The sequence below is a fragment of the Aeromonas salmonicida subsp. salmonicida genome (assembly GCF_001643305.1).
Taxonomy (GTDB): Bacteria; Pseudomonadota; Gammaproteobacteria; order Enterobacterales; family Aeromonadaceae; genus Aeromonas; species Aeromonas salmonicida.
In genome coordinates this window covers 267674-291514 of sequence record NZ_LSGW01000044.1, presented here as the reverse complement: position 1 = coordinate 291514, position 23841 = coordinate 267674, and the positions used below count along the sequence as shown (strand labels likewise).

Sequence of the window (23841 nt, the reverse complement as noted above, 5' to 3'; positions counted from 1 at the left end):
TGAGGAATGAGGCGTTGCTTGTCATGAACGCCTGCTTGATGAGGGTCATTACAGGCGGCGAAAAGCCTGATTGTCGAAGCTGCTGGAGGTCTCCTGGTTGAGCAGGCTGACCAGCAGGATGGCGCGTTTCTCTCCATCTGGTTCCAGATAAATCGCCTCGAATCCGGCCAATGGGCCCGATTCGATCAATACCTTGTCGCCCTGGGTTGGCAGATTGGCGTAGCTGGCTCTCGCCTCGTCGCTGTCGTCACGGCTCATCAACTGATAAACCAGCTGGCTGCTGATGGCGGTCCACTCCTTGCCGAAGTGGATGATGCGGCTGATGCCACGGGTCGACTTCAGGGTGACCGGCGTGACCTCCTCCAGATCCACATAGATAAACAGATAGTTGGGAAACATGGGTTCCCGCACAGGGACACGCTTGCCCCGTCGCAGCTTCTCGATCTCGACCATGGGGTAATAGGACTCAATCCCCTGGGCTTCGAGATGGGCGCGTGCGCGGGCCTCTTCCTTTGGCTTGCAGTAGGCCAGATACCATTTTTTCATGTTCTGTTACGTTCGTGTTGCCGTGCTCCCGGTTATGATAACCGCGGCAATAAAAAAGGCCACGCTTGGCGTGGCCTTTTTTGCTGAGTGAGTGATTACCAACCTTTGACGATGCCGCCTTTGAACAATTCGTCAGCAGTTTTGTACACTTCGTCGCTCTGGAAGGCCTGGACGAACTCCTTCACCTTGGCGTCATCCTTGTTGTTGCCACGGGAGACGAGCAGGTTGACATAGGGAGAATCCTTGTCTTCCACGAACAGACCGTCACGGCCTGGCAGCAGATCGATCTGGGAGGCATACACGGTATTGATGATGGCCAGGTCCACATCTTCCAGGGAGCGTGGCAGCTGTGCCGCTTCCAGTTCAACAATCTTCAGCTTTTTCGGGTTGCTGGCGATGTCGAGCACAGTCGCTTCCAGACCAGTGCCTTCCTTCAGGGTCAGCAGGCCCTGCTTTTGCAGCAGGATCAGAGAGCGGCCCAGGTTGGTCGGGTCGTTCGGCACGGCGATTTGCGCGCCCTCTTTCAGATCGGCCAGGGCCTTGATCTTCTTGGAGTAGCCGGCGATGGGGTAGACGAAGGTGTTGCCAACCGGTACCAGATCGAAGCCGCGATCCTTGACCTGGCTATCCAGATACGGTTTGTGCTGGAAGGCGTTCAGATCGATGCTGCCATCGTTCAGGGCCACGTTCGGGGTGGCAAAGTCGGAGAAGGTGACCACTTCGACATCCAGACCGAACTTGTCCTTGGCGACCTTGGCCGCGGCTTCCACCAGCTGGGATTCCGCCCCGGCAATGGCGCCTACTTTCAGGGTCTTGCTCTCTTCTTTTTGACCGCAACCGGCCAGTACCAGGCCAGCCAACAAGGCAGCCGCAACGGATTTAATGCCAAATTTCATAAAAACCTCCTGTCAGAAATCGACGATTAACGATGATCACATGTGTTGACCAGGCGCTCACCCGCGCTCTGGATGATTTGAACCAGTAAAACCAGAATCACAACGGTTGCCAGCATGACGGTGGGGTCAAAGCGCTGATAACCGTAGCGAATACCCACATCGCCCAGGCCACCCCCTCCGATGGCACCGGCCATGGCGGAGTAGTTCACCAGCGTGACCAGGGTAATGGTGACGCTGTTGATGATGCCGGGCAGGGCTTCTGGCAGCAGCACCTTGGTGATGATTTGCAAAGGTTTGGCACCCATGGCCTTGGCCGCTTCCAGCAAGCCGTCCGGCACCTCCATCAGAGCACCTTCCACCAGGCGGGCGATGAAGGGCACGGAGCGGCCAATGTTGACAAGGATGCCGAGCAGCTTGTTCAGGGCCGGGTTGGCCAGGATCTGGCCCGCCTTGGTGACGTGCAGTGCTACCCCAAGGGGCAGGCCAAGCAGGCAGCCAAACAGGGCGGAGGCAAACACCATCAGCAGGGTATCACCGAGGGCGGTGACCAGCAGATTAATCATGGCTTCGGACATAACCCATTACCTCCAGCTGAATATGGTTGTCTATCAGGAATTGCTGAGTCGCCTCGCACTGGGCCTCATCCCCGAACAGTTCTGCCAGCAGGAAGCCGAACTTGACGCCCCCGGCGTACTCGATATCGGCGCTCAGTATGCTGATATCGATGTTGAAGCGACGACTCGCCTCTGAAATCAGCGGTGTATCGACAGTGCTGCCGGTAAAGCCGAGTTTCACCAGCGGATAGCTGCCCGCCACTCGCTCGCTGCTCATGCGGTCCTGATACTCCTGCGGCACCTCCAGATGGATGGTGGAGTGGATGAAATCACGGGCCAGCTGGGTCTTGGCATTGCTGAAGAACCAGGCGACCTCGCCCTGCTCGATCAGACTGCCGTCGCTGATGATGGCCACGTCATCACAGATCCCCTTCACCACATCCATCTCGTGGGTGATGAGCAGTATGGTGAGCCCCAGCTTGACGTTGATCTCCTTGAGCAGGCTCAGGATCGAACGTGTGGTCTGCGGGTCGAGGGCCGAGGTGGCTTCGTCACACAGCAATACCTTGGGAGCCGGTGCCAGGGCGCGGGCGATGGCGACACGCTGCTTCTGGCCGCCGGACAGCTCGGACGGATAGGCGTGGGCGCGGGCTTCCAGCCCGACCAGCGCCAGCAACTCGCCGACCCGGGTCTGGATTTGGGACTTGCTCCAGCCTGCCAGTTCCAGCGGGAACGCGATATTGGCGAACACTGTGCGGGAGGAGAGCAGGTTGAAGTGCTGAAAAATCATGCCGATCTGGCGGCGGGCCTGGGTCAGCTCCCGCTCCGGCAGCGCTGTCAGGTCCTGGCCGTCGACGATGACCTGCCCCTCTGTCGGGCGCTCCAGCAGGTTGACACAACGGATGAGGGTACTCTTGCCGGCACCGGAGGCACCGATCACCCCGAAAATTTTGCCTTGTGGCACATGCAGGCTCACGTCACGCAGGGCGTGCACGGCATCACTGCCTTTACCGTAGACTTTGTTGAGACCGATCAACTTAATCATGGATTCTTCCGTGCTAACAGCCTTAAAGCACAGGGCGCTACAGGCGGGTGAATTGGGCAGAGGTTCCACTGGGTTACTCTGTCATCATGGAGGATGATGCTAAGATGTCTGGATGGCTATGTCAACGCATGTTTCTACGTCTAGACGTCTAAAAAAGTGATAAGGATTCTCGCCGGATGACTAACGACGACAGTGGTTTATCAGGCCGCAATATTGTATTTGGCTATTATTGATTTTCTCCGAATATAGCCTGGATAATCTACTTTCCATTTCTGTTTTGTTGGTTATGAGAGCAGGAGTGCTGTTCGCACTCTTTGGCTGCCACCAAGATGGCACAAATCGTTCCACTTTGTTCCTTTATCTCTTTTGTTATCCATCCCCTTGATGCAGCACAAAAAGCGACCTCCTTTGGTTTGGGATATGTGTGGTTGTTTTTTATACTCAACAGGTGTGGCGTGGCAGGAGGAGTGAGTGATGCGATTTCAACAGATCAAGGATTTGCTGTCTTACCTCGAACAGGTTCATCACCAGCTCGGACTCTGTTATGGGCGACTGATGGCAGAAGTGGATGGCGAGCGCAGCCGCATGTTGCTGGCGTATCTGCAAGGGCGGGAGGATGAAGCGAGTGCCCATCTGCACGATTATCAGGGACAGCTGAGTCAGGGGGTCAAGGAAACCTGGCTGGAGCGGGGCTTCAGCGAGGATCTGCTGCCCGAGATCCAGCGGTTGGCACTACCTGCCAGTGCCCAGACTCAGGACATAGTGCAGCAGGTGTGTCGTCAGGAAGAAAAACTCATCGGCGAGCTGAGCCATCTGGCCCGCGAGTGCCCGACCGACGAGACGGCTGCCTTGCTGACTTCGCTGGCGTCGCTGGAACAAACCCGCTTGACCCGACTGGTACACGGTGTGCATCGGCTCGACGACATCTAGCCGCGGTAAAGGTGCAACGAAAGAGGCCCGGCATTTGCCGGGCCTCTTTTCTATCATCGACCCAAAGTGGGGATGCCGCCTTACTGCTGTTCGGCGCTGCGTTCGGCCGCATGAAGGGCAGCCCCTATGATGCCAGCCTGATTGAGACTGGCGGCTGCCACCAGCGGCGCGCGGGTTTCGATGCGATCGATGAATTTGTCGAGCTTGGCTGAGCTGCCGCCCCCCAGGATAAAGAGGTCGGGGGAGAACAGAAACTCCAGTCTGGCCAAATACTTGTTGAAGCGTTTTCCCCAGCGGCTCCAGGAGAGATCCTCCCGCTTGCGCACCGCATCCGAACAGTAGTGCTCGGCTACCATGCCTTCCAGCATCAGGTGACCCAGCTCGGTGTTGGGCAGCAGCTGGCCGTTGACGAACACGGCAGTACCTATGCCGGTACCAACAGTGATGAGGATGATGATCCCCTTGCGATCCTTGCCGGCACCAAAGCGCATCTCGGCCAGACCCGCCGCATCGGCATCGTTGAGCACATGGCAGGGCAGGCCGGTCACATCCGAAAACAGGTGGGCAGCATCGGTCTCGATCCAGCTCTTGTCGATGTTGGCTGCGCTCTTGGCAATGCCGTTGTGGATGGTGGCGGGAAAGCCGCAACCCACAGGGCCCTTCCATTGGAAGTGTTCTACCAGTGCCTTGAGGGTATGTGCCACGGCCGCCGGGGTCGCCGGTTGCGGTGTTGCCAGACGGTGGCGTTCGCCAATCAGCTCGCCTGTTTCGGTATCGACCAGGCATCCCTTGATCCCTGAGCCACCGATATCCACTCCCAACATCTGCATCAGATTGTTCCTTTTATAGTGCTTATGGTGCCGACGGTTAACCGCCGACAGAGCATGAAAAAATGGTGTGCATCCGGCAAGGGGCAGATCGCTTATGCGTGATCCGGCAGACCTTTTTCGATGCAACGGATCAGCAAGCGTGTCTTTTTGTTGTCATCCTGCTGGCGTTTGGCCAGGGTCGTCAGTGCCCACGCTATGTGTTCGGCCACCATGGGCTCGGCGCTGGTGAGCGCCAGTTGCAGGGCGGCGATCACCTCTGGTGTAGCCGGGCCGTTGCCAAGCGCCACCGCCAGGTTGCGGCGCCAGCGTTGATAGCCGATGCGCCGGATCGGGCTCCCCTCAGTGTGCTTGAGAAATTCGCTCTCGGCCCAGCGCCACAGCTCCAGCAGGGGCGGGCGGTGCAGGTTGGGGCGCGCTTTGAAGTCGGGTTCCGGGCTTGCATCTGCATAGCGATTCCAGGGGCAGATGAGCTGGCAGTCGTCACAACCATAGATGCGATTGCCCATGAGCGGCCTGAACTCTTCCGGGATGGGACCGTCGTTCTCTATGGTGAGGTAGGAGATGCAGCGGCGCCCATCCACCACATAGGGCGCGACTATGGCACCGGTCGGGCAAATATTGATGCAGGCCACGCACTTGCCGCACAGCTCTTTTTCCACCGGGGCATCGATGGGCAGGGGCAGGGCGAGCAGCAGCTCCCCCAGAAAAAAGAAAGAACCGGCCGATTCGTTGAGCAGTAGCGAATGCTTGCCGACCCAGCCCAGTCCCGCCTTGGCGGCCAGCGGCCGCTCCAGTATGGGGGCCGAGTCGACGAAGGGGCGCCACTCTCCCATTGTGTCCTGGGTGGTTTGAAACAGCGCCTGACAACGCTGTTCGATCCGCTCCCCCAGTTGCTTGAGGCGGTTGCGCAGCACCTTGTGGTAGTCGCGGCCGAGAGCGTAGCGGCTGATGTACCCGAGGGTCGGATCGCGCAGGGTGGCGGCAAAACCCGCCTCGAAGGGGAGGTAGTTCATGCGCACCGACACTACCCGCAGTGTGCCCGGCAGCAGCTCATGGGGGCGGGCCCGCATCATGCCGTGTCGGGCCATGTAGTCCATGCTGCCGTGATGGCCTGCATCCAGCCAGGCCTGCAGCCTGGGCTCCTCGAGGGTAAGATCCGTGTCCGTGATACCGACCTGGTCAAATCCTAGCTCGCCTGCCCATAGCTTGATATCGTGAGCCAACTGCTGAAAATCAGGCGTAGTCATGCGGCATCGAGCCCCACAGGCTTGATGTCCTGGGTCAACCGGTAGTGAAAATCAGATGTGGTCATGTCGCATCGCGTGCCCGAAGCGTCTCAGCCAGGGCTAATGGATGAAAGTCAGGAGCCGTCATGGTAAAGGTCATCGGGGATGCTATCAGCGGGAAAGAGGTGCGCAGTTTACCACAATCACTGTGGCGGACTGAACAGATCCGCGCGCTGGAGCAGCGCTGGGCCAAGCGGGAAGGGCAGGAACGCTACGCCCTGATGGAGCGTGCCGGTGCGGCGCTGCGTACCTACGCCACCCATCATTGGCCACGGAGCTGCCGTTGGTGGATCTTTGTCGGCCCGGGCAACAACGGCGGAGATGGCTATGTGCTGGCGCGTCTCGCCAGACAGATAGGCCTTGAACCCCGGGTGATCGCTGCCAGGGCGCCTGACGAGCTGAAAGGGGATGCCAGGCGAGCCGCCGATGACTGGCTGGCGCTGGGGGGACTGTGCTGATGGCAGGCGCCAGCGAGCTGGATTCACTGCCGCCGCCGGACCTGGTGATAGATGCACTGCTTGGCACGGGTGTCCATACCCCCCTCTCGCCGCTTCTGACAAAGATCGTCGCAACAATGAATAGCTTGGGCGCGCCTGTGTTGGCGGTGGATCTGCCCTCCGGCCTCAATGCCGATACCGGCTGTGCCATGGGGGCGCTGGTGCGTGCCACTCGAACCCTCACCTTCATCGGCATCAAGCAAGGCATGCTTACCAGCGATGGTGTGGATGGGGTGGGCCAACTCGACTGCGATCCCCTAGGAGTCATGCCAGAGGAGACGCTGCAAGCGGCGGCTGAGCGGATTGATTATCCCGGCCTCAAACACCTGCTTACCCCGCGCCAGCGCTCGGCTCACAAGGGCTCCCACGGCAAGGTGCTGCTGGCCGGGGGCAATGTGGGCATGCAGGGAGCCATAGTACTGGCGGGTCTTGCCTGCCTGCGGGCGGGAGCGGGTCTGGTACGGGTGTGCCAGCATCCGAGTCATGGGCCCGTCAGCCTCTATCAAGCCGAGTTGATGAACTCAGTGGTTGAACCGAATGAGTACTGGGCTTCGGTGCGGCTGGTGGGGCCGGGACTCGGTCAGGACGAATGGGGTCGGCGCCATTTTGAATTATTGGTCAATGACAGCTTGCCGCTGGTATTGGACGCCGATGGATTGAATTGGCTGGCGCTATGTCCCCGTCATCAGGATAATTGGGTGCTCACGCCTCACCCGGGTGAGGCGGCACGCCTGCTGGGCTGCTCCATTGCCGACATTGCAGCGGATCGCTTTGCCGCTGTGCGGCGCCTGCAGCAGCGATTTGGCGGCGTAGTGCTGCTCAAGGGCGCGGGGTCGCTCATTGATGACGGCAAGCAAATCACGCTCTGTGATGAGGGCAATCCCGGCATGGCCAGTGGCGGCATGGGCGATCTCTTGTCTGGTATAATCGCCGCCCTGTTGGCTCAGGGCTGGTCTGCCGTCGAGGCAACCCGGCTGGGAGCCGTGATCCACGGGGAAGCGGCCGATCTGGCCGCCGCAGACGGAGAGAGAGGTATGCTGGCATCAGACCTGCTGCCCTTTATCCGTCGACTGGTTAATCCCGACTCCATAACAAGTTAAAGAAGAACATGGCAAAACAGTTGATGATGACACTGCCGGACGAGGCAGCAACAGTGGCACTGGGTGGCCGTCTGGCACATGCCTGCCTGCAGGCGACCACGGTGTTCTTGCACGGCTCCCTCGGGGCCGGAAAAACCACCCTGACCCGTGGCTGGGTGCAAGGGCTGGGGCATCAGGGCAAGGTCAAGAGCCCGACCTATACCCTGGTTGAACCCTATGAACTGGCCGATTGGCAGGTTTATCACTTCGATCTCTATCGTCTGGCTGATCCGGAAGAGCTGGAGTTCATGGGTATCCGTGACTACTTTGCTGCCAATACCCTCTGTCTGGTGGAGTGGCCGGAGAAGGGGGAAGGCTGGCTGCCGGCGCCCGATCTGGACATTACCCTGACTTATGTAAACGAGCAGCGTGAGGCTCTGATAGAAGCCCGCACTGCTATTGGCGAAGCCATTCTGGAACGGTTGTCATCTACGTGCGCTTGATCCTTGTTATTGCCCTCTCTCTGATGGCCTTACCCTCCTGGGCGAATCAGCTCAAGAGTGTGCGGGTATGGCCATCGCCGGATAACACCCGGGTGGTGCTCGACATGAGCAGTGCTCCCAATTACAACTACTTCACCCTGACCGGCCCGGATCGACTGGTGATCGACCTCAAAGGGGCGAACAACGTCGCCAATCTGGCCCGTATCGGGAACAACAGCGAGCTGGTGCGCAAGATCCGCGAGAGCTCGCCGCTGGAAAAGGGTGGACTGCGGCTGGTGCTGGATCTCAGTTCCACCATCAAACCCGTGGTGTTTCCGCTGGCGCCGGCAGGCCCCTATGGCCACCGGTTGGTGATAGACCTGCCTTATGAAGAGAAGCGCTCTGCCGCCGCCGTGCAAGCCACTCCTGTGGGGGGTAAAGGCAAGGGGGTGGTGATCGCAATCGATCCGGGCCACGGCGGGGAAGACCCGGGCTCCATCGGCCCCCGTCGCACCTATGAGAAGCGAGTCACCCTGGCGGTATCCCAGAAGCTGGCGGCACTCATTGACAGGGAACCCGGCATGCGCGCCGTGCTGACTCGCCGCGGGGACTACTTCGTGGATCTGAACAAGCGCTCCGAAATTGCCCGCAAGGCCAAGGCGGATCTGCTGGTCTCCGTCCACGCGGACAGCTTCCACAACTCGACGCCGCGCGGCGCCTCTGTCTGGGTGCTGTCGACCAATCGCGCCAACCGCGAGATGGGCAGCTGGCTGGAGAAACAGGAGAAACAGGGGGAACTGCTGGGTGGGGTAGGCAAGGTATTGGCCGAATCCGACCCGAATCCCTATCTGGCGCAGACCTTCCTCGATCTCTCCATGGACAAGTCCCGTGCCGAGGGCTATGACGTCAGCCGCCAGATCCTGCGCTCCATGGGCAAGGTGGCCAGATTGCACAAAAAGGCGCCGGAGCATGCCAGTCTGGCTGTGCTGAAAGCCCCGGACATTCCCTCCGTGCTGGTAGAGACAGGTTTTATCTCCAACCATGCGGAAGAAAAGCTGCTGGCTACCCCCGCCTATCAAGACAAGCTGGCCCGTGCCATCTTCGAGGGGATCCGCAATTACTACCGCGCTCATCCGACCAAGGGCGCCATGCTGACTGGCAAGGGACAGGCCAGTCGGCCGGCTGCCGTCAGCAGGCCCGTTGCCGTCAACAAGCCTGCCGCCGTGAGCAAACCGGTGCAGGTACAATCCCAGCCCGTGGTGACCAATCGTATGCCTGCCACAGTGCGCGATGGTGGTGCGCCTGTCAGCAGTGTCAGCAGCTCGTCTGGCGCCGGTGTGATCAAACCCTACTCGGTGGCCGCCAAGGAGCCGAGCGTACCGGTCACCAGCGTGCAGGCCAATCAGAAGTCCAGAATGCTGCGCCACGTCGTCAGACGGGGCGAGAGCCTCTCCCGCCTTGCCGAGAAGCACAGGGTGAGCCAGGCCCGGCTGGTGGAGATCAACAAACTCAAATCACGGGATATCCAGATAGGGCAGGTGCTCTATATCCCGCAAGAATAAAAACCAGGAGTCAGCCATGCCGATCCCTGTTTTACCGCCCCTCCTGGCCAACCAGGTTGTCGCCGGCGGTGATGCGGTGGATCGGCTCTGCTCAGTGGTGAAAGTGTCTGGATCCCGCAAGATTAAAAGTCAGGAGTAAACCATGCCGATCCGTATTTTACCGCCGATCCTGGCCAACCAGATTGCCGCCGGAGAGGTGGTGGAGCGGCCCTCCTCTGTCGTGAAGGAGCTGGTGGAAAACAGCCTGGACGCGGGTGCCGATCGGGTCGAAATAGACATCGACAAGGGCGGTGCCAAGCTGATCCGCATTCGGGACAACGGCTGCGGCGTCGCCAAAGACGAGCTGGTGCTGGCGTTGTCGCGCCACGCTACCTCCAAGGTGGCGACCCTGGATGATCTGGAAGGGATCTGCAGTCTCGGCTTTCGCGGCGAGGCACTTGCCTCCATCAGCTCTGTCTCCCGTCTCACATTTACCTCCCGCACCCAGGATCAGTCCGAAGCCTGGCAGGCACAGGCTGAAGGGCGAGAGATGAACGTCACCGTCAAACCGGCGGCCCATCCGGTTGGCACCACGGTGGAAGTGGTGGATCTCTTCTTCAATACCCCGGCGCGGCGCAAGTTCATGCGCAGTGAAAAGACCGAATTTGCCCATATCGATGAGCTGGTGCGCCGCATTGCGCTCTCCCGTTTCGATGTCACTCTGATCCTGCGCCACAACGGCAAGGTGATGCGCCAGTACAAGGCTGCCAATACGGTAGCGGAGCAGGAGCGTCGGCTCGCCGCCGTTTGTGGCACCCCCTTCATGCATCATGCGCTGGCGGTGGAGAGCGAACATAGCGACGTACGTCTGTGGGGGTGGCTGGCATTGCCTGAGGGGGCCAGACCGCAGAACGACCTGCAATACACCTATGTGAACGGTCGCATGATGCGCGACAAGCTCATCAATCATGCCATCCGCCAGGCCTATGACGAGCTGCTGCCCACCGACCGCTTCGCCGCCTATGTGCTCTATATCGAGCTGGATCCCCACCAGGTGGATGTGAACGTTCATCCTGCCAAGCACGAGGTGCGTTTTCATCAGGCGCGGCTGATCCACGACTTTATCTTTCAGGCGCTGTTTACTGCGCTGCGCCGCGAAGGGGTCAGCGCCGCTCATCAGGAAGAGCCGCTGGCCGAAACCTTGGTCGAGCTGCCTGTCAGCGGGCAGATTGAATACCCGGGCCAGGCGCCTCGTCCCGAGTGGTATGGCGCCGAGCACAGCTATCGGGCTCCTGCCTCGACGAATGAAGTACGAGAAGGGAGCGCGGCGCGTGCTGGCAACTACCAACCGCCCGAGCCCCCCAGCCGGGAGGCGATGCGGAGCATGGGCGCACTGCTCACCACCTTGCCCGGTGCCGGGCCCGCGTCTGCTGCATCCGCTACCGCTGCAATGGTGCCCAGTGCAGCAGCTCAGACCGCACCCGGAGTCTGGCAGGCACTCACCCTGGTGGAGCAGGCCTATCTGTTGTTGGTGCGAGATGGCCAGCTGGCGCTGCTCTCCCTGGTGCGGGCCGAGCGCCTGCTGTTGCGCAACTGGTTGCTGGAAGCCTGGGGCCAGGGGCTGGCTGCGCAACCCCTGTTGCTGCCAGTTTCGTTCAAGCTGCCGAAAAACCTGATAGCGCTGGTTGAAGCGCAGGAACGTTTGCTCAAACGGATGGGGCTGGAGTTGAAAAGCGGGGGGCGTGACACCATGATCCTGACTCGGGTGCCAGCCTTGCTGCGCCAGACCGATCTGGTGCGGCTATTACCCGAATTGTTGCAAATTATCGAGAGCGGATCTGACAGTGATGCGAGCCAGCTGGCTGAAGTATTATGCCAATGGTTGGTTGAGCAGGGGATAAGCCACGAAAAAATATACGATTTTTCAACAGCCAATCGCTTGCTGACGGAACTTGTGGCCGATTTCAGTGACCAATTGGCAGATATTCGCATGGTGCGCCCCGTGTCGCTGACGACAGTGCTGGAGGCGTTTGCACATGACGGCTGAGTTGCCGAGTGCTTGTTCCAACACACAGCTTGGCAATAAGCCCGTGATGTGCTCGCTGTCGCTGGTAAATCTGATCGAGGAATTTGAACGTGACTGACTTGCCGAATGCAATTTTTTTGATGGGGCCAACGGCCTCCGGCAAGACGGATCTCGCCATCGCCCTGTGCCAAACCCTGCCTTGCGACATCATCAGCGTGGACTCTGCGCTTATCTATCGCGGCATGGATATAGGGACTGCCAAGCCGACGGCGCAAGAGTTGGCTCTGGCTCCCCACAAGTTGATCGATATTATCGATCCTGCCTTGAGCTATTCGGCCGCCGACTTTTGCCGCGATGCCCTGCGGGAGATGAACGATATTGTCGCCCGTGGCCGCATTCCGCTGCTGGTGGGGGGCACAATGCTCTATTTCAAGGCACTGCTGGAGGGGCTTTCTCCGCTGCCATCCGCCGATCCAGCCATTCGCGCCGAGCTGGAAGAGGAGGCTGCACGCCTCGGCTGGCAGGCGCTGCACGATGAGCTGGTGCGGATCGACCCGGTTGCCGGCGCCCGTATTCATCCCAATGACCCGCAGCGTCTTAGCCGGGCCTTGGAGGTGTATCGCATCAGTGGCAAAACCCTGACCGAACTGACTCAGGTGCAGGGGGAAGGGTTGCCGTATCGGGTACACCAGTTTGCCATTGCCCCGAGCGATCGCGCCCTGTTGCACAAGCGCATCGAACAGCGCTTTGACAAGATGTTGCAAAGTGGCTTCGAGCAAGAGGTGCGTGCGCTTTATGAACGAGGCGATCTCACCCCCCACCTGCCAGCTATTCGCTGCGTTGGCTACCGCCAAATGTGGGACTACCTGGCAGGGGAAGTGGAGTATGATGAGATGCGCTATCGCGGTATTGTTGCCACCCGCCAGTTGGCCAAGCGTCAAATGACCTGGTTGCGCGGTTGGCCTGAAGTCACCTGGCTGGAATCTGGTGAGTCTGGCAATCTGGCAAGGGTCGTTGCCCGTGCCGGAGTGGCTTGACACTCCTGTATAATCAGGTTGTTATATTGATATCCGGTGTTTAAAAACAACAAACTATAAGGAAAAGAAGATGGCTAAGGGGCAATCTCTCCAAGACCCGTTTTTGAATGCGCTGCGCCGTGAGCGGATTCCTGTTTCTATTTATTTGGTGAACGGCATCAAACTGCAGGGTCAGATCGAATCGTTTGACCAGTTTGTCATTTTGCTGAAGAACACCGTGAGCCAGATGGTCTACAAGCACGCTATTTCCACCGTGGTGCCGGCCCGTGCCGTCAACCATCACCAGCACGTCCCTGGCGCAGCTGGCGAAGAACAGGGTGAAGCTGAAGCGTGATATCTCGAGGCGAGACGACTCGCCAATTCAGATTCGTCATGATTCCTGTCAAGGAGCAAGCGCTTGTTTGACCGTTATGAAGCCGGCGAACAGGCCGTTCTGGTGCACGTCAACTTCAGTGATGAGGGTGAGCGGGAGGATCTGGAAGAGCTCAAAATGTTGGTGAGCTCGGCCGGCGTCAATGCATTGGGGGTGGTGACCACCAACCGCAGTGCACCCAGCGCCAAACTCTTTGTCGGCAGCGGCAAGGCTGAAGAGATCGCGTCCCAGGTGCAGATGCTGGGCGCAGACGTGGTGATCTTCAACCATGCCCTGACCCCTGCCCAGGAACGCAATCTGGAACGCCTGTTCCAGTGCCGTGTCGTGGACAGAACCGGCCTGATCCTGGATATCTTTGCCCAGCGCGCCCGAACCCACGAAGGCAAGTTGCAGGTCGAGCTTGCCCAGTTACGCCATCTTTCTACTCGCCTTGTGCGCGGCTGGACCCACCTTGAACGTCAGAAGGGCGGGATCGGTCTGCGCGGTCCGGGTGAGACCCAGATGGAAACTGACCGTCGCCTGTTGCGTGAGCGCATCAAGGCGATTTTGCGTCGGCTCGACAAAGTGGCCAAACAGCGGGAACAGGGCCGTCGTGCCCGTAACCGCAATGAGGTACCGACCGTTTCACTGGTAGGTTACACCAACGCCGGAAAATCCACTTTGTTCAACCAACTTACAGCTGCCAGCGTATATGCTGCCGATCAATTGTTCGCAACACTGGATCCCACCTTGCGTAAATTGGTGATCCGGGATGTGGGTGATGTGATTCTGGCGGATACAGTTGGATTTATTCGGCACTTGCCCCATGATCTGGTCGCAGCTTTCAAAGCGACGCTGCAGGAGACCCGCGAAGCGGACTTGTTGCTGCACGTGGTGGATTGTGCCGACGAACAGATGCAAGAGAATATCGATTCGGTACAGCAGGTGTTGGCCGAAATTGAGGCCGATGACAGGCCCCAGTTGATGATCTGTAACAAGATAGACAAGCTGGCGAATCGTCCGGCTGGTCTGGAGCGGGATGATGAGGGGCGCCCGGTGCGACTCTGGTTGTCTGCCCAGAGCGGCGAAGGCTGTGAATACCTGTTTACGGCCCTGACCGAGTTGCTGGCTGGATCCATGGTGCATCACACCTTGCAGTTACCCCCTTCGGCCGCCAGATTGCGAAGTGCGCTCTATCGCCTCAAAGGCATTGAGCAGGAAGGTTTCAGCGAGGAGGGGGATTTTGTGTTGCAAGTTCGCCTGCAACTGGCCGACTGGAACCGCCTCGTGAAACAGGAAGGCGAGAATTTACAACGCTTTATCAGGCATTGATTCGTCGATGAAGATGAATGTTTGCAGGCTTCATCAATGATTGATGGCCAGATAGAGTTGATATCCATCCGCTTGTATTAATGGAGATGCTGATGGCTTGGAATGAGCCTGGAAACAACGGCAAAGACCGTGACCCTTGGGGGAACAACGGCAAGAATCAGGGACCCCCTGATCTGGACGAGATGTTGCGCAAGGTAAGCCGCCGTTTTGGTGGTTTGCTGGGTGGTGGCAAGTCAGGTGGCGAGATGGGCCGTTTTGGTCTCTCTATCGCCCTGGTGGTTGCTGTGGTGGTGTGGGTCGTCAGCGGCTTCTATACCATTCGCGAAGCAGAGCGGGGTGTGGTGCTGCGTTTTGGGGAGTACTCCCATAACGTGGATCCGGGCCTGCGCTGGAAACCGACCTTCATCGACCGGGTGATCCCGGTGGATGTCGAGTCTGTACGCTCGCTGCCCGCCTCCGGCTTCATGCTGACTCAGGACGAAAACGTAGTGCGTGTCGAAATGGACGTGCAGTATCGCGTGGTCGATCCCGAGCAGTATCTGTTCAGCGTCACCAATGCTGACGAGAGCCTGGGTCAGGCCACCGATAGCGCCCTGCGCTATGTAGTGGGCCACACCCGGATGGACGATGTCCTGACCACTGGTCGGGAAAAGGTCCGTCAGGAAACCTGGCAGGTGATCGACGGTATCATTGAACCGTATCAGATGGGTCTTCAGATCGTCGACGTCAACTTCCTGCCGGCTCGTCCGCCTGAAGAGGTTAAAGATGCCTTCGATGATGCCATTTCCGCCCAGGAAGATGAGCAGCGTTTCATTCGTGAAGCAGAAGCCTATGCCCGTGAAGTTGAGCCAAAGGCTCGCGGCTCGGTCAAGCGTCTGGAGCAGGAAGCTGAAGGTTACAAGTCCCAGATAGTGCTGAAGGCCAAGGGTGAAGTGGCTCGCTTCAACGAGTTGCTGCCCCAGTATCAGGCCGCACCTGAATTGACCCGTGAGCGTATCTATCTGGAAACGATGGAAGAGCTCTATCAACAGGCCAACAAGGTGCTGGTTGACATGCCCGCTGGTAACAACAGCATGATCTATCTGCCTCTCGACAAGTTGTCTGGTAAAGCAACGGCAGTGCAACCGGCTCGTCCGGCTGGCACGTCAGTGGTGGAATCGACGCCGCCGTCCAACGAAGGGGCCAACTCCACACCGACCCCGCTGCGTAGCGGTGACCGTTTCAGCTCAGGGAGAAACTAATAGATGAAAAAAATAGCTATTGGTGTCATCGCTGTAGCCGCCATGGTCTGCTTCTCTTCCATCTTCATCATTGATGAAGGTCAGAAGGGGATTGTCGTCCAGTTTGGCAAGGTGAAGCGGGTTGAATCCGGCGAGCCGCGGCTTTATGAGCCCGGTTTGCACTTCAAGGTGCCGCTCATCGATCAGGTTCGCAAGATGGATGCCCGCATCCAGACTCTGGAAGGCCAGGCGGATCGTTTCGTGACCTCCGAGAAGAAAGATCTCATCATCGACTCCTACGTGAAGTGGAAGATTGAGGACTTCTCCAAGTACTACCTGGCAACGGGTGGTGGCAACAAGATCCAGGCCGAAGACCTGCTCAAGCGCAAGATCAACAACGGTCTGCGCTCCGAGATCGGTAACCGCACCATCAAGGACATCGTCTCCGGTGAGCGCAGTACCGTGATGGAAGATGCCCTGATGAAGATGGCGCGCTCCTCCGAGCTCGGCATCAAGGTAGTTGATGTGCGGATCAAGCAGATCAACCTGCCGGTGGAAGTCTCCAGCTCCATCTATCAGCGGATGCGTGCCGAGCGGACGGCAGTGGCCCGTGAGCATCGCTCCCAGGGTCGCGAGCAGGCCGAAATCCTGCGTGCCGACATCGACCGCAAGGTGACCGTCATGATCGCCGATGCCGAGAGTAATGCGCGTCAACTGCGTGGTGAAGGGGATGCTGAAGCCGCCAAGATCTATGCCGACAGCTACAAGAAAGACCCCGAGTTTTTCAGCTTCGTGCGTAGCATGGAGGCCTATCGCAAGAGTTTTGCCGGTGGCAACGACCTGATGGTACTCAAACCAGACAGCGAGTTCTTCCGCTACCTCAAGTCTCCTCACGGCACCAAGCAGTAAGAGACAAGCATAAGACCAAAGGGCCTGATGATTCAGGCCCTTTTGCTTTATGGCGCCAGACCCGCCGATACGGGCGGCTTTTTTGTGCAAGGAGAGGGGATGCTGACATCCATTTTGATGGGATTGGGGCTGCTATTGCTGTTTGAAGGGCTCGGCCCCTTGCTGATGCCCAAAGCCTGGCAACAGATGCTGCGGTTGCTGAGCGAACAGCCACCGGAACAACTGCGCCGTATCGGTGGATCTCTGGTGGTGGCGGGCGCCGTCATCCTCTGGATGCTGGGTCACTGAATCATGTGGCTGGCTCTGAGTTCCATTGCAGCACAGACAATAAAAAAGAGGCCCCGAGGCCTCTTTTTTTATGCAACAGCAGATATCGCTGACTCAGGCGCTGCGTTGTACCGCCATCTGGGCCAGGGTTTCCAGCGCCTGCTTGTGCTGGGAGTCCGGCAGGATGGCGAGGGCGGCAATGGCCTTGTCAGCCTCTTCCCTGGCACGCATGCGGGAGTACTCCAGCGCACCGGTGCGGTCGAGAATCCCGAGAATCTGGTCGAGATGTTCCATGCCATTGCGATGCTCGATGGCATCACGCACCAGCTGGCGCTCTTCGGGTGAGCCCACTTCCATGGCCCGTAGCAGCGGCAGGGTCGGCTTGCCTTCGGCCAGATCGTCACCGACGTTCTTGCCCATCTCATCGCTCTGGGAGCAGTAGTCCATGACGTCATCGATGATCTGGAAGGCTGTGCCCAGATACTTGCCGTAGTCGGTCATAGCCTGCTCAACGGGCTCGGGCTGATGGGTCAGCACGGCCGCGAGGCGGGTGGCGGCCTCGAACAGTTTGGCGGTCTTGCAGTAGATGACCGTCATGTAGCTCTGTTCTGTGGTGTCCGGATCGTTGCAGTTCATCAGCTGCAACACTTCCCCCTCTGCGATGGTATTGGTGGCATCCGACAGGATCTCCATCACTCGCAGGTTGGAAAGCTCGCTCATCATCTGGAAGGAGCGGCTGTAGAGGTAGTCGCCGACCAGCACGCTGGCAGCATTGCCAAACAGCGCATTGGCGGTCTCCCGGCCACGGCGCAGATCGGATTCGTCGACCACGTCGTCGTGCAGCAGGGTAGAGGTATGAATGAATTCGATGATGGCGGCGAGTTTGAGATGATCCTGACCTTCGTATCCCAGTGCGCGGGCGGCCATCACTGTCAGCATGGGGCGCATCCGTTTCCCGCCTGCACTGACAATATAGAAACCCAGCTGGTTGATCAGGCTGACATCGGACTGAAGTCTCGCCAGGATCAGTTCATTCACCGCCGTCATGTCGGCAGCACAGAGCGCACGGATAGTCTGTTGGTCCATAAGTCTCGTAACGTGACGGCAGTAATAACTGCGGTTTTAGTAATGGCGGGGATTCTACACGATTTCACAATGGGTTACAGTTAAGCGTTTATTCACGGCGGCAGATATGCGCACAAAATAAACTTTTTGCTAAATTGGCCTTGCCTGAGCAAATCGATTTGCGTAGAATGCCGGCCCATTGTTATAGGTTTTTGCGCGTGTCTGGCCTTGAGCAAAAGACACGCCTTTACGGAGTTAATCAAATGTACGCGGTATTCCAAAGCGGCGGAAAACAACACCGTGTGGCCGAAGGTCAAATCGTTCGTCTGGAAAAGCTGAACGTTGAGACTGGCGCTACTATCGACTTCAATGAAGTTCTGATGGTTGCTGTAGGCGACACTTTTAAAGTAGGTGCTCCTTTCGTTGAAGGTGGCAAGGTTGTAGCTGAAGTTGTGGCTCACGGCCGTGGCGAGAAAGTGACTATCGTCAAGTTCCGTCGTCGTAAGCACCATCGTAAGCAAGCGGGCCACCGTCAGTGGTTCACTGAAGTCAAAATCACTGGCATCAGCGCTTAATTAGAGGAGTCCGATAAATGGCACACAAAAAAGCTGGCGGTTCATCCCGCAACGGTCGCGATTCTGAAGCTAAACGCCTTGGCGTTAAGCGTTTCGGCGGCGAAACAGTTCTGGCAGGCAGCATCATCGTTCGTCAACGTGGTACCAAGTTCCACGCTGGCACCAACGTTGGTCTGGGCACGGATCACACCCTGTACGCGAAAGCGACTGGCAAGATCCTGTTCGAAGTTAAAGGTCCGCTGAATCGTAAGTACGTTAGCATCGTTGCTGAGTAATTACGGACCGCAAGGATCCGAAGCCCCGCCAACAGGCGGGGCTTTTGTTTTTCTGACGCAGTTTACGAAAAAACGGAACGTAGATGTGCCTGGTGTTGCGCGGGGCATTCATCGCTAAGATGCGTATCGCCCGCAGGGGCCTGTACCACTATAATTGCGTATCGGTTTTTCGAATTAAGGTGACGGTTACCTATGAAGTTTGTTGATGAAGTCCAGATTCGAGTCGATGCCGGTGACGGTGGTAACGGTTGTGTGAGCTTTCGCCGTGAAAAGTACATCCCGAACGGCGGCCCGGATGGTGGTGACGGTGGTGACGGTGGTGATGTCTATCTGATTGCCGACGAAAACCTGAATACCCTGATCGACTACCGTTTCGAGCGTTTTCACGCGGCCGAGCGTGGTGAGAATGGCCAGAGCGCCAACTGTACCGGCCGTCGCGGCAAGGACAGGATACTGCGTGTGCCGGTCGGTACTCGTGCCAGCGATGAAGACACAGGCGAACTGCTGGGTGATCTGACCCACCACGGCCAGAAGCTGCTGGTTGCCAAAGGTGGCTTCCACGGTCTGGGCAACACCCGTTTCAAGAGCTCAGTCAACCGGGCGCCGCGCCAGAAGAGCAGCGGTACGCCGGGTGAAGTGCGTACTCTGAAGCTGGAACTGCTGCTGCTGGCCGATGTCGGCATGCTGGGTCTGCCCAATGCTGGCAAGTCCACCTTTATCCGTGCCGTGTCCGCCGCCCGTCCCAAGGTAGCCGATTACCCCTTCACTACTCTGGTGCCGAACCTGGGTGTGGTGCGTGGCGAGAACTCCCGCTCCTTCGTGATAGCCGACATTCCGGGTCTGATCGAAGGTGCCGCCGAAGGTGCTGGCCTGGGTATCCGCTTCCTCAAGCATCTCGAGCGCTGCCGGGTCTTGATCCACCTGGTCGATATCTGCCCGGTCGATGACTCGGATCCTGCCGAGAACGCCGTGACTATCGTCAAGGAGCTGGAAAAATACAGCCCCGAGCTGGCTGGCAAGCCGCGCTGGTTGGTGTTCAACAAGATGGATTTGATCCTGGAAGAAGAGGCGGTCGAGGTGATGGAGCGCGTCAAGACGGCGCTGGCCTACGAAGGCCCCGTCTACCAGATCTCCGCCATCAGCAAGGAAGGCACCAAGAAGGTGTGCTATGACATCCTGGATCTGCTGGATACCATGCCTCGTCAACTGGCGGAAGATGCCAGGGACGCCATCGAGAAGGTGGAGTTCAAGTGGGATGACTACCACAAGAACCAGCTGGCCCAAGCCGAAGCCGAAGCGCTGGCCGCCTCAATGGCCTTCGATGAAGGGCTCGATGAGGAAGACTGGGATGACGACGAAGACGACGGCGTTGAAGTCATCTATGTTCGTGACTGATCACTCTGTCCTGCCTGATCGGTGCGGCTCTTCTGCCCACCGATGAGAAAAACCGGAGCCTGGCAACAGGCTCCGGTTTTTTTATGGGGCGCATCTGGATCGATCGGATCACCACATAGATATATTTCTCATGTCACTTATTGCCTGCCAACCGCAACGGATTATACTGCGCACCTGAATGTAACCTAGTTGAAATAATGTGCTAACTATTCGTAATGAATTGATATGCGTATCTGTTTGAGGTCATTCTTATGGAAGGGTCGCCTGCAAAAATATTTATGCTTGAAATGATCCATTAAGGGCTTGTTTGTGCATTTTTTTGGAGTATTCTTGCGCCCGTTTTGTCGGGCGAGAGCATGAATATGCAAGTTGACCTGGCTAAGGAAAAGTAACATTAAGGCTGTAGACCATGCTGGAAAAGACTCTGCAAGCGCCTGCGCTCAATACTCGTCGCAACGTGCTGATGTTCCTGGTCCCGTCACTCATCGGGATCCTGCTGTTCATGACCCCCGTCATCTATGACGAGAACGTCACCATTCCGGTTGCCGTGCTGGCGAAGCTGGTGCAAACGGTATTTGCCGATTATCTGGTGGCCATGGTCAGTGCCATCATTACCACCACCATGCTGATGACGCTGATCGCCTGGTTGTTCAAGCCAGCGATCCTGGTGCGTCGCCCCTTCCTCAACAGCCTGTTTAACGTCTCCCCTTTCTGGGCCTGTGTGCGAGTCCTGGGTGGCGTGTTCGTGCTGCTGACCTTCTTCAATGTGGGGCCCGAGGTGTTGCGTTCCGGTGCTACCGGCGGTCTGGTACTGCACGATCTGCTGCCTGTGCTGTTCTCGGTGTTCATCTTCGCCGGTCTGTTGTTGCCCCTGCTGCTGGATTTCGGTCTGCTGGAGTTTGTCGGCACCATGATGACCCGCATCATGCGCCCTGTGTTTCGTTTGCCGGGGCGCTCCGCCGTGGATTGCTTCGCCTCCTGGCTGGGGGATGGCAGCGTTGGCATCTTGCTGACCAGCAAGCAGTACGAAGGCAAGTTCTATACCCAGCGTGAAGCCGCCGTTATCGGCACCACCTTCTCAGCTGTCTCCATCACCTTCTGCCTGGTGGTGATCTCCCAGGTGAAGCTGGAGCATATGTTCGTTCCCTTCTACCTGACTGTCTGTCTGGCGGGTGTGGTCGCCGCCATAGTGGTGCCGCGCCTGCCGCCGCTCTCCTGGAAGAAGGACATCTATGCCGATGGCACGCCCCTGTGCCGCAAGCAGGAGTCAGTGCCCCATCAGCACAGCGTGATGAGCTATGGCTTAGAGCGGGCGCTGACCAAGGCTGACAGCATGACCGATCTTGGTGCGGTCGCGCGGGAAGGGGTGAAGAATGCGCTGGACATGGTGTTTGGCGTGTTGCCGGTGGTGATGGCGATCGGCACCTGTGCCCTGATGCTGGCCGAGCACACCCCCATCTTCAACTGGCTGGGTGCGCCATTTGTTCCCTTGCTGGAGCTGCTGCAACTGCCGGAGGCCGAGGCCGCCTCCAAGACCATCATGGTCGGCTTTGCCGACATGTTCATCCCGGCCGTGCTGGCCTCGACCATAGAGAGCGACATCACCCGCTTCGTGATTGCCGCCATGTCGGTCACCCAGCTCATCTATATGTCGGAAGTGGGCGCCCTGCTGCTGGGCAGCAAGATCCCGGTCAAGCTGTGGGAGCTGTTTGTCATCTTCCTGCTGCGCACCCTGGTGACCCTGCCGGTCATTGCCGGTGTGGCGCATCTGCTGTTTTAAGGCAAGAGTCTGGGATTTAAAACGGTCAACTTGGGTTGGCCGTTTTTTATGGTGAGTATTAGACCAAAGTGAGTCTTTTTAATGGGTGGTTTTTACATTAACGTAACAAGCTGAAAAAAGCGTGCCAGCCGAGCAGTAGGCAATATCCATCGAATGTGGCCAGGAGTCACCCCATGACCTCACTGCTCAGCTACCGGGCCGGTCCTTGCGACCAGCCCTTGCTTCACCAGACCATTGGCGAGTATCTGCAAGAGATAGCCGAACGTTTCCCCGACCGCCCCGCCGTTGTAGTGCGTCACCAGCAGATCCGCTGGAACTACCGTGAATACCTCATCCAGATAGACAGGCTGGCACTGGGCTTGCTAGCGCTCGGCATCCAGCCGGGGGACAGGGTCGGCATCTGGTCGCCAAACAACATAGAGTGGTGCCTGGTGCAGTTCGCCACGGCCCGCATTGGCGCCATCATGGTCTGCATCAACCCAGCGTATCGCAACTACGAGCTGGAGTTTGCCATCAACAATGTGGGTTGCCGCGCCCTCATCTGTGCCAGTGCCTTCAAGGGCAGCGACTACCTCGCCATGCTCAATGAGCTGGCCCCCGAGCTTGCAAGCTCGCCGCCGGGGCAGCTGGTCAGCGCCCGCTTGCCGAGCCTGGAAATGGTGATCCGGCTCGGGGAGGCGCAAACGCCGGGTATGCTGAACTTCAGCGCCGTGCAAGCCCTGGGGGATGCGCAGGATCCGGCCTGGCTTGCCCGGGTGGCGGCTACCCTCAAACCGGATGATGCCATCAATATCCAGTTCACCTCGGGTACCACGGGCAGCCCCAAGGGCGCGACCCTGAGCCATGGCAACATACTCAACAACGGCCGGCAGGTGGCGCGGGGCATGGCGTTCAGCGAGCAGGACAGGCTCTGCATACCCGTGCCGCTCTATCATTGTTTTGGCATGGTGCTTGGCAATCTGGTGTGCATCAGCGTGGGGGCCTGCGCCCTGTTTCCATCGGAAGCGTTCGATCCTGTGGCGACCCTGCAGACGGTGAGCGAGGAGCGTTGCACCGCCTTGCATGGCGTGCCAACCATGTTTATCGCCGAGCTGGATCTACCCGGTTTTGGCGAGTTTGATCTCTCCTCTTTGCGCACCGGCATCATGGCAGGAGCTATCTGCCCGGAGCCCTTGATGCGCAAGGTGCAGACTCTGATGCACATGACAGAGGTGACCATCGCCTATGGTCAGACCGAGTGCAGCCCCATCAATCACATGACCGCCATTGATGCGCCGCTGGACAAGCGCGTCACCACTGTGGGGCGCGCCCTTGACCACACCGAGATCAAGCTGATTGACCCGAGCGGTGAATTGGTGCCCATTGGCGAGCGGGGTGAGATCTGCTGCCGCAGCAAGGGGGTCATGCAGGGTTACTGGCAGGACCCGGTCAAGACGGCGGAAACCATAGATGATGAAGGCTGGTTGCACTCGGGTGATATCGGCATCATGGATGAAGAGGGCTATGTGCAGATAGTGGGGCGCAGCAAGGAGCTGATCATCCGCGGCGGCGAGAACATCTATCCCCGCGAGATAGAGGATCGGCTCTATGATCATCCTGCGGTGCAGGATGCCGCCGTGTTCGGTGTCGACAGCGAGCGTTACGGGGAGGAGGTGTGTGCCTGGGTCAAGCTGAGGCCGGATCAGATGGTCAGCGAGGAGGAGATCAAGCACTTCCTCTCGGCCCGCATCGCCTACTTCAAGGTGCCAAGATACATACGTTTCGTGGAGGAGTACCCATGACGGTGACCGGCAAGCTGCAGAAGTTCAAGATGCGGGAGGCCATGACCCGCGAGCTGGCCCGCCAGCATGCCGAGGCGACGCGTTGAGGTGGTGTTACCGCGATGAGAAAAGGGCCTGCGGGCCCTTTGTTCGTTGTTGCCA

The 23841-nt window shown here is 58.4% G+C and carries 22 protein-coding genes and 2 pseudogenes; 17 read left to right on the top strand and 7 right to left on the bottom strand.

Annotated features, from left to right (window positions below; genetic code table 11):
• Window positions 1-48 precede the first annotated feature (48 nt).
• The 4 genes from rfaH to metN form a co-directional block, all read right to left on the bottom strand.
• Window positions 49-546 carry a transcription/translation regulatory transformer protein RfaH gene (gene rfaH, locus AXW79_RS04860; RefSeq protein WP_005311640.1) on the bottom strand — a complete coding sequence of 166 codons (498 nt, stop codon included), beginning with the start codon at window positions 544-546 and terminating at the stop codon, window positions 49-51.
• A gap of 95 nt (window positions 547-641) precedes the next feature.
• On the bottom strand, window positions 642-1442 hold the full coding sequence (gene metQ, locus AXW79_RS04855) for a methionine ABC transporter substrate-binding lipoprotein MetQ (protein ID WP_005311642.1): 801 nt from the start codon (window positions 1440-1442) through the stop codon (window positions 642-644).
• A gap of 26 nt (window positions 1443-1468) precedes the next feature.
• Entirely contained in the window at window positions 1469-2017 is a 549-nt protein-coding gene (locus tag AXW79_RS04850) for a methionine ABC transporter permease (protein ID WP_005311644.1), read from the bottom strand.
• Window positions 1998-3041, bottom strand: coding sequence for a methionine ABC transporter ATP-binding protein MetN (gene metN / locus AXW79_RS04845; protein WP_005311646.1), 1044 nt, complete (start codon window positions 3039-3041; stop codon window positions 1998-2000). Before metN ends, AXW79_RS04850 begins: the two co-directional genes overlap by 20 nt.
• Before the next feature lie 474 nt (window positions 3042-3515).
• Between metN and AXW79_RS04840 the strand changes: the two genes are divergently transcribed.
• Entirely contained in the window at window positions 3516-3971 is a 456-nt protein-coding gene (locus tag AXW79_RS04840) for a hypothetical protein (protein ID WP_005311648.1), read from the top strand.
• 80 nt (window positions 3972-4051) lie between these two features.
• Here AXW79_RS04840 and ppgK read toward each other — a convergent pair whose 3' ends face one another.
• On the bottom strand, window positions 4052-4801 hold the full coding sequence (gene ppgK / locus AXW79_RS04835; protein ID WP_005311650.1) for a polyphosphate--glucose phosphotransferase: 750 nt from the start codon (window positions 4799-4801) through the stop codon (window positions 4052-4054).
• Between the two features lie 92 nt (window positions 4802-4893).
• Entirely contained in the window at window positions 4894-6048 is a 1155-nt protein-coding gene (gene queG, locus AXW79_RS04830) for a tRNA epoxyqueuosine(34) reductase QueG (RefSeq protein WP_005311652.1), read from the bottom strand.
• Window positions 6049-6173: 125 nt separating this feature from the next.
• On the opposite strand from queG, the pseudogene AXW79_RS23605 reads away from it, so the two are divergent.
• From AXW79_RS23605 to AXW79_RS04780, 11 genes and pseudogenes are all read left to right on the top strand, one after another.
• Window positions 6174-7684: pseudogene (locus AXW79_RS23605) on the top strand (NAD(P)H-hydrate dehydratase).
• Window positions 7685-7692: 8 nt separating this feature from the next.
• Entirely contained in the window at window positions 7693-8166 is a 474-nt protein-coding gene (gene tsaE, locus AXW79_RS04820; RefSeq protein ID WP_005311656.1) for a tRNA (adenosine(37)-N6)-threonylcarbamoyltransferase complex ATPase subunit type 1 TsaE, read from the top strand.
• Window positions 8157-9707 (top strand): N-acetylmuramoyl-L-alanine amidase, encoded by a 1551-nt coding sequence (locus AXW79_RS04815; RefSeq protein ID WP_011899046.1) that lies wholly within the window; start codon window positions 8157-8159, stop codon window positions 9705-9707. Before tsaE ends, AXW79_RS04815 begins: the two co-directional genes overlap by 10 nt.
• Window positions 9708-9723: 16 nt before the next feature.
• Entirely contained in the window at window positions 9724-9846 is a 123-nt protein-coding gene (locus AXW79_RS23925) for a hypothetical protein (protein WP_005311657.1), read from the top strand.
• Between the two features lie 3 nt (window positions 9847-9849).
• Window positions 9850-11733, top strand: a complete 1884-nt coding sequence (mutL, locus tag AXW79_RS04810) for a DNA mismatch repair endonuclease MutL (protein WP_005311659.1) — start codon at window positions 9850-9852, stop codon at window positions 11731-11733.
• 98 nt (window positions 11734-11831) lie between these two features.
• Entirely contained in the window at window positions 11832-12749 is a 918-nt protein-coding gene (gene miaA / locus AXW79_RS04805; protein WP_073531736.1) for a tRNA (adenosine(37)-N6)-dimethylallyltransferase MiaA, read from the top strand.
• A 70-nt stretch (window positions 12750-12819) separates the two neighbouring features.
• Window positions 12820-13083 carry an RNA chaperone Hfq gene (hfq, locus tag AXW79_RS04800; RefSeq protein WP_005311664.1) on the top strand — a complete coding sequence of 88 codons (264 nt, stop codon included), beginning with the start codon at window positions 12820-12822 and terminating at the stop codon, window positions 13081-13083.
• A gap of 63 nt (window positions 13084-13146) precedes the next feature.
• A complete protein-coding gene (gene hflX, locus AXW79_RS04795; protein WP_005311666.1) occupies window positions 13147-14433 on the top strand; it encodes a ribosome rescue GTPase HflX in 1287 nt (428 codons plus the stop codon).
• Between the two features lie 92 nt (window positions 14434-14525).
• Entirely contained in the window at window positions 14526-15674 is a 1149-nt protein-coding gene (gene hflK / locus AXW79_RS04790) for an FtsH protease activity modulator HflK (protein WP_005311668.1), read from the top strand.
• A 3-nt stretch (window positions 15675-15677) separates the two neighbouring features.
• Window positions 15678-16562 (top strand): protease modulator HflC, encoded by an 885-nt coding sequence (hflC, locus tag AXW79_RS04785; RefSeq protein ID WP_005311670.1) that lies wholly within the window; start codon window positions 15678-15680, stop codon window positions 16560-16562.
• A gap of 99 nt (window positions 16563-16661) precedes the next feature.
• Window positions 16662-16850 carry a DUF2065 domain-containing protein gene (locus AXW79_RS04780; protein ID WP_005311672.1) on the top strand — a complete coding sequence of 63 codons (189 nt, stop codon included), beginning with the start codon at window positions 16662-16664 and terminating at the stop codon, window positions 16848-16850.
• 93 nt (window positions 16851-16943) lie between these two features.
• Here AXW79_RS04780 and ispB read toward each other — a convergent pair whose 3' ends face one another.
• Window positions 16944-17915, bottom strand: coding sequence for an octaprenyl diphosphate synthase (gene ispB, locus AXW79_RS04775; protein ID WP_005311674.1), 972 nt, complete (start codon window positions 17913-17915; stop codon window positions 16944-16946).
• Window positions 17916-18157: 242 nt separating this feature from the next.
• Between ispB and rplU the strand changes: the two genes are divergently transcribed.
• From rplU to AXW79_RS04750, 5 genes and pseudogenes are all read left to right on the top strand, one after another.
• Window positions 18158-18469: a 50S ribosomal protein L21 gene (rplU, locus tag AXW79_RS22075; protein ID WP_005311676.1), complete on the top strand. Its 312-nt coding sequence runs from the start codon at window positions 18158-18160 to the stop codon at window positions 18467-18469.
• A gap of 17 nt (window positions 18470-18486) precedes the next feature.
• Window positions 18487-18744, top strand: coding sequence for a 50S ribosomal protein L27 (gene rpmA, locus AXW79_RS04765; RefSeq protein ID WP_005311678.1), 258 nt, complete (start codon window positions 18487-18489; stop codon window positions 18742-18744).
• 192 nt (window positions 18745-18936) lie between these two features.
• Complete coding sequence (cgtA, locus tag AXW79_RS04760) at window positions 18937-20139, top strand: Obg family GTPase CgtA (protein WP_005311680.1); 1203 nt, start codon at window positions 18937-18939, stop codon at window positions 20137-20139.
• Between the two features lie 409 nt (window positions 20140-20548).
• Window positions 20549-21919: a YjiH family protein gene (locus AXW79_RS04755; RefSeq protein ID WP_005311682.1), complete on the top strand. Its 1371-nt coding sequence runs from the start codon at window positions 20549-20551 to the stop codon at window positions 21917-21919.
• Window positions 21920-22092: 173 nt separating this feature from the next.
• Window positions 22093-23786: pseudogene (locus AXW79_RS04750) on the top strand (AMP-binding protein).
• The last annotated feature ends 55 nt before the right edge of the window (window positions 23787-23841 follow it).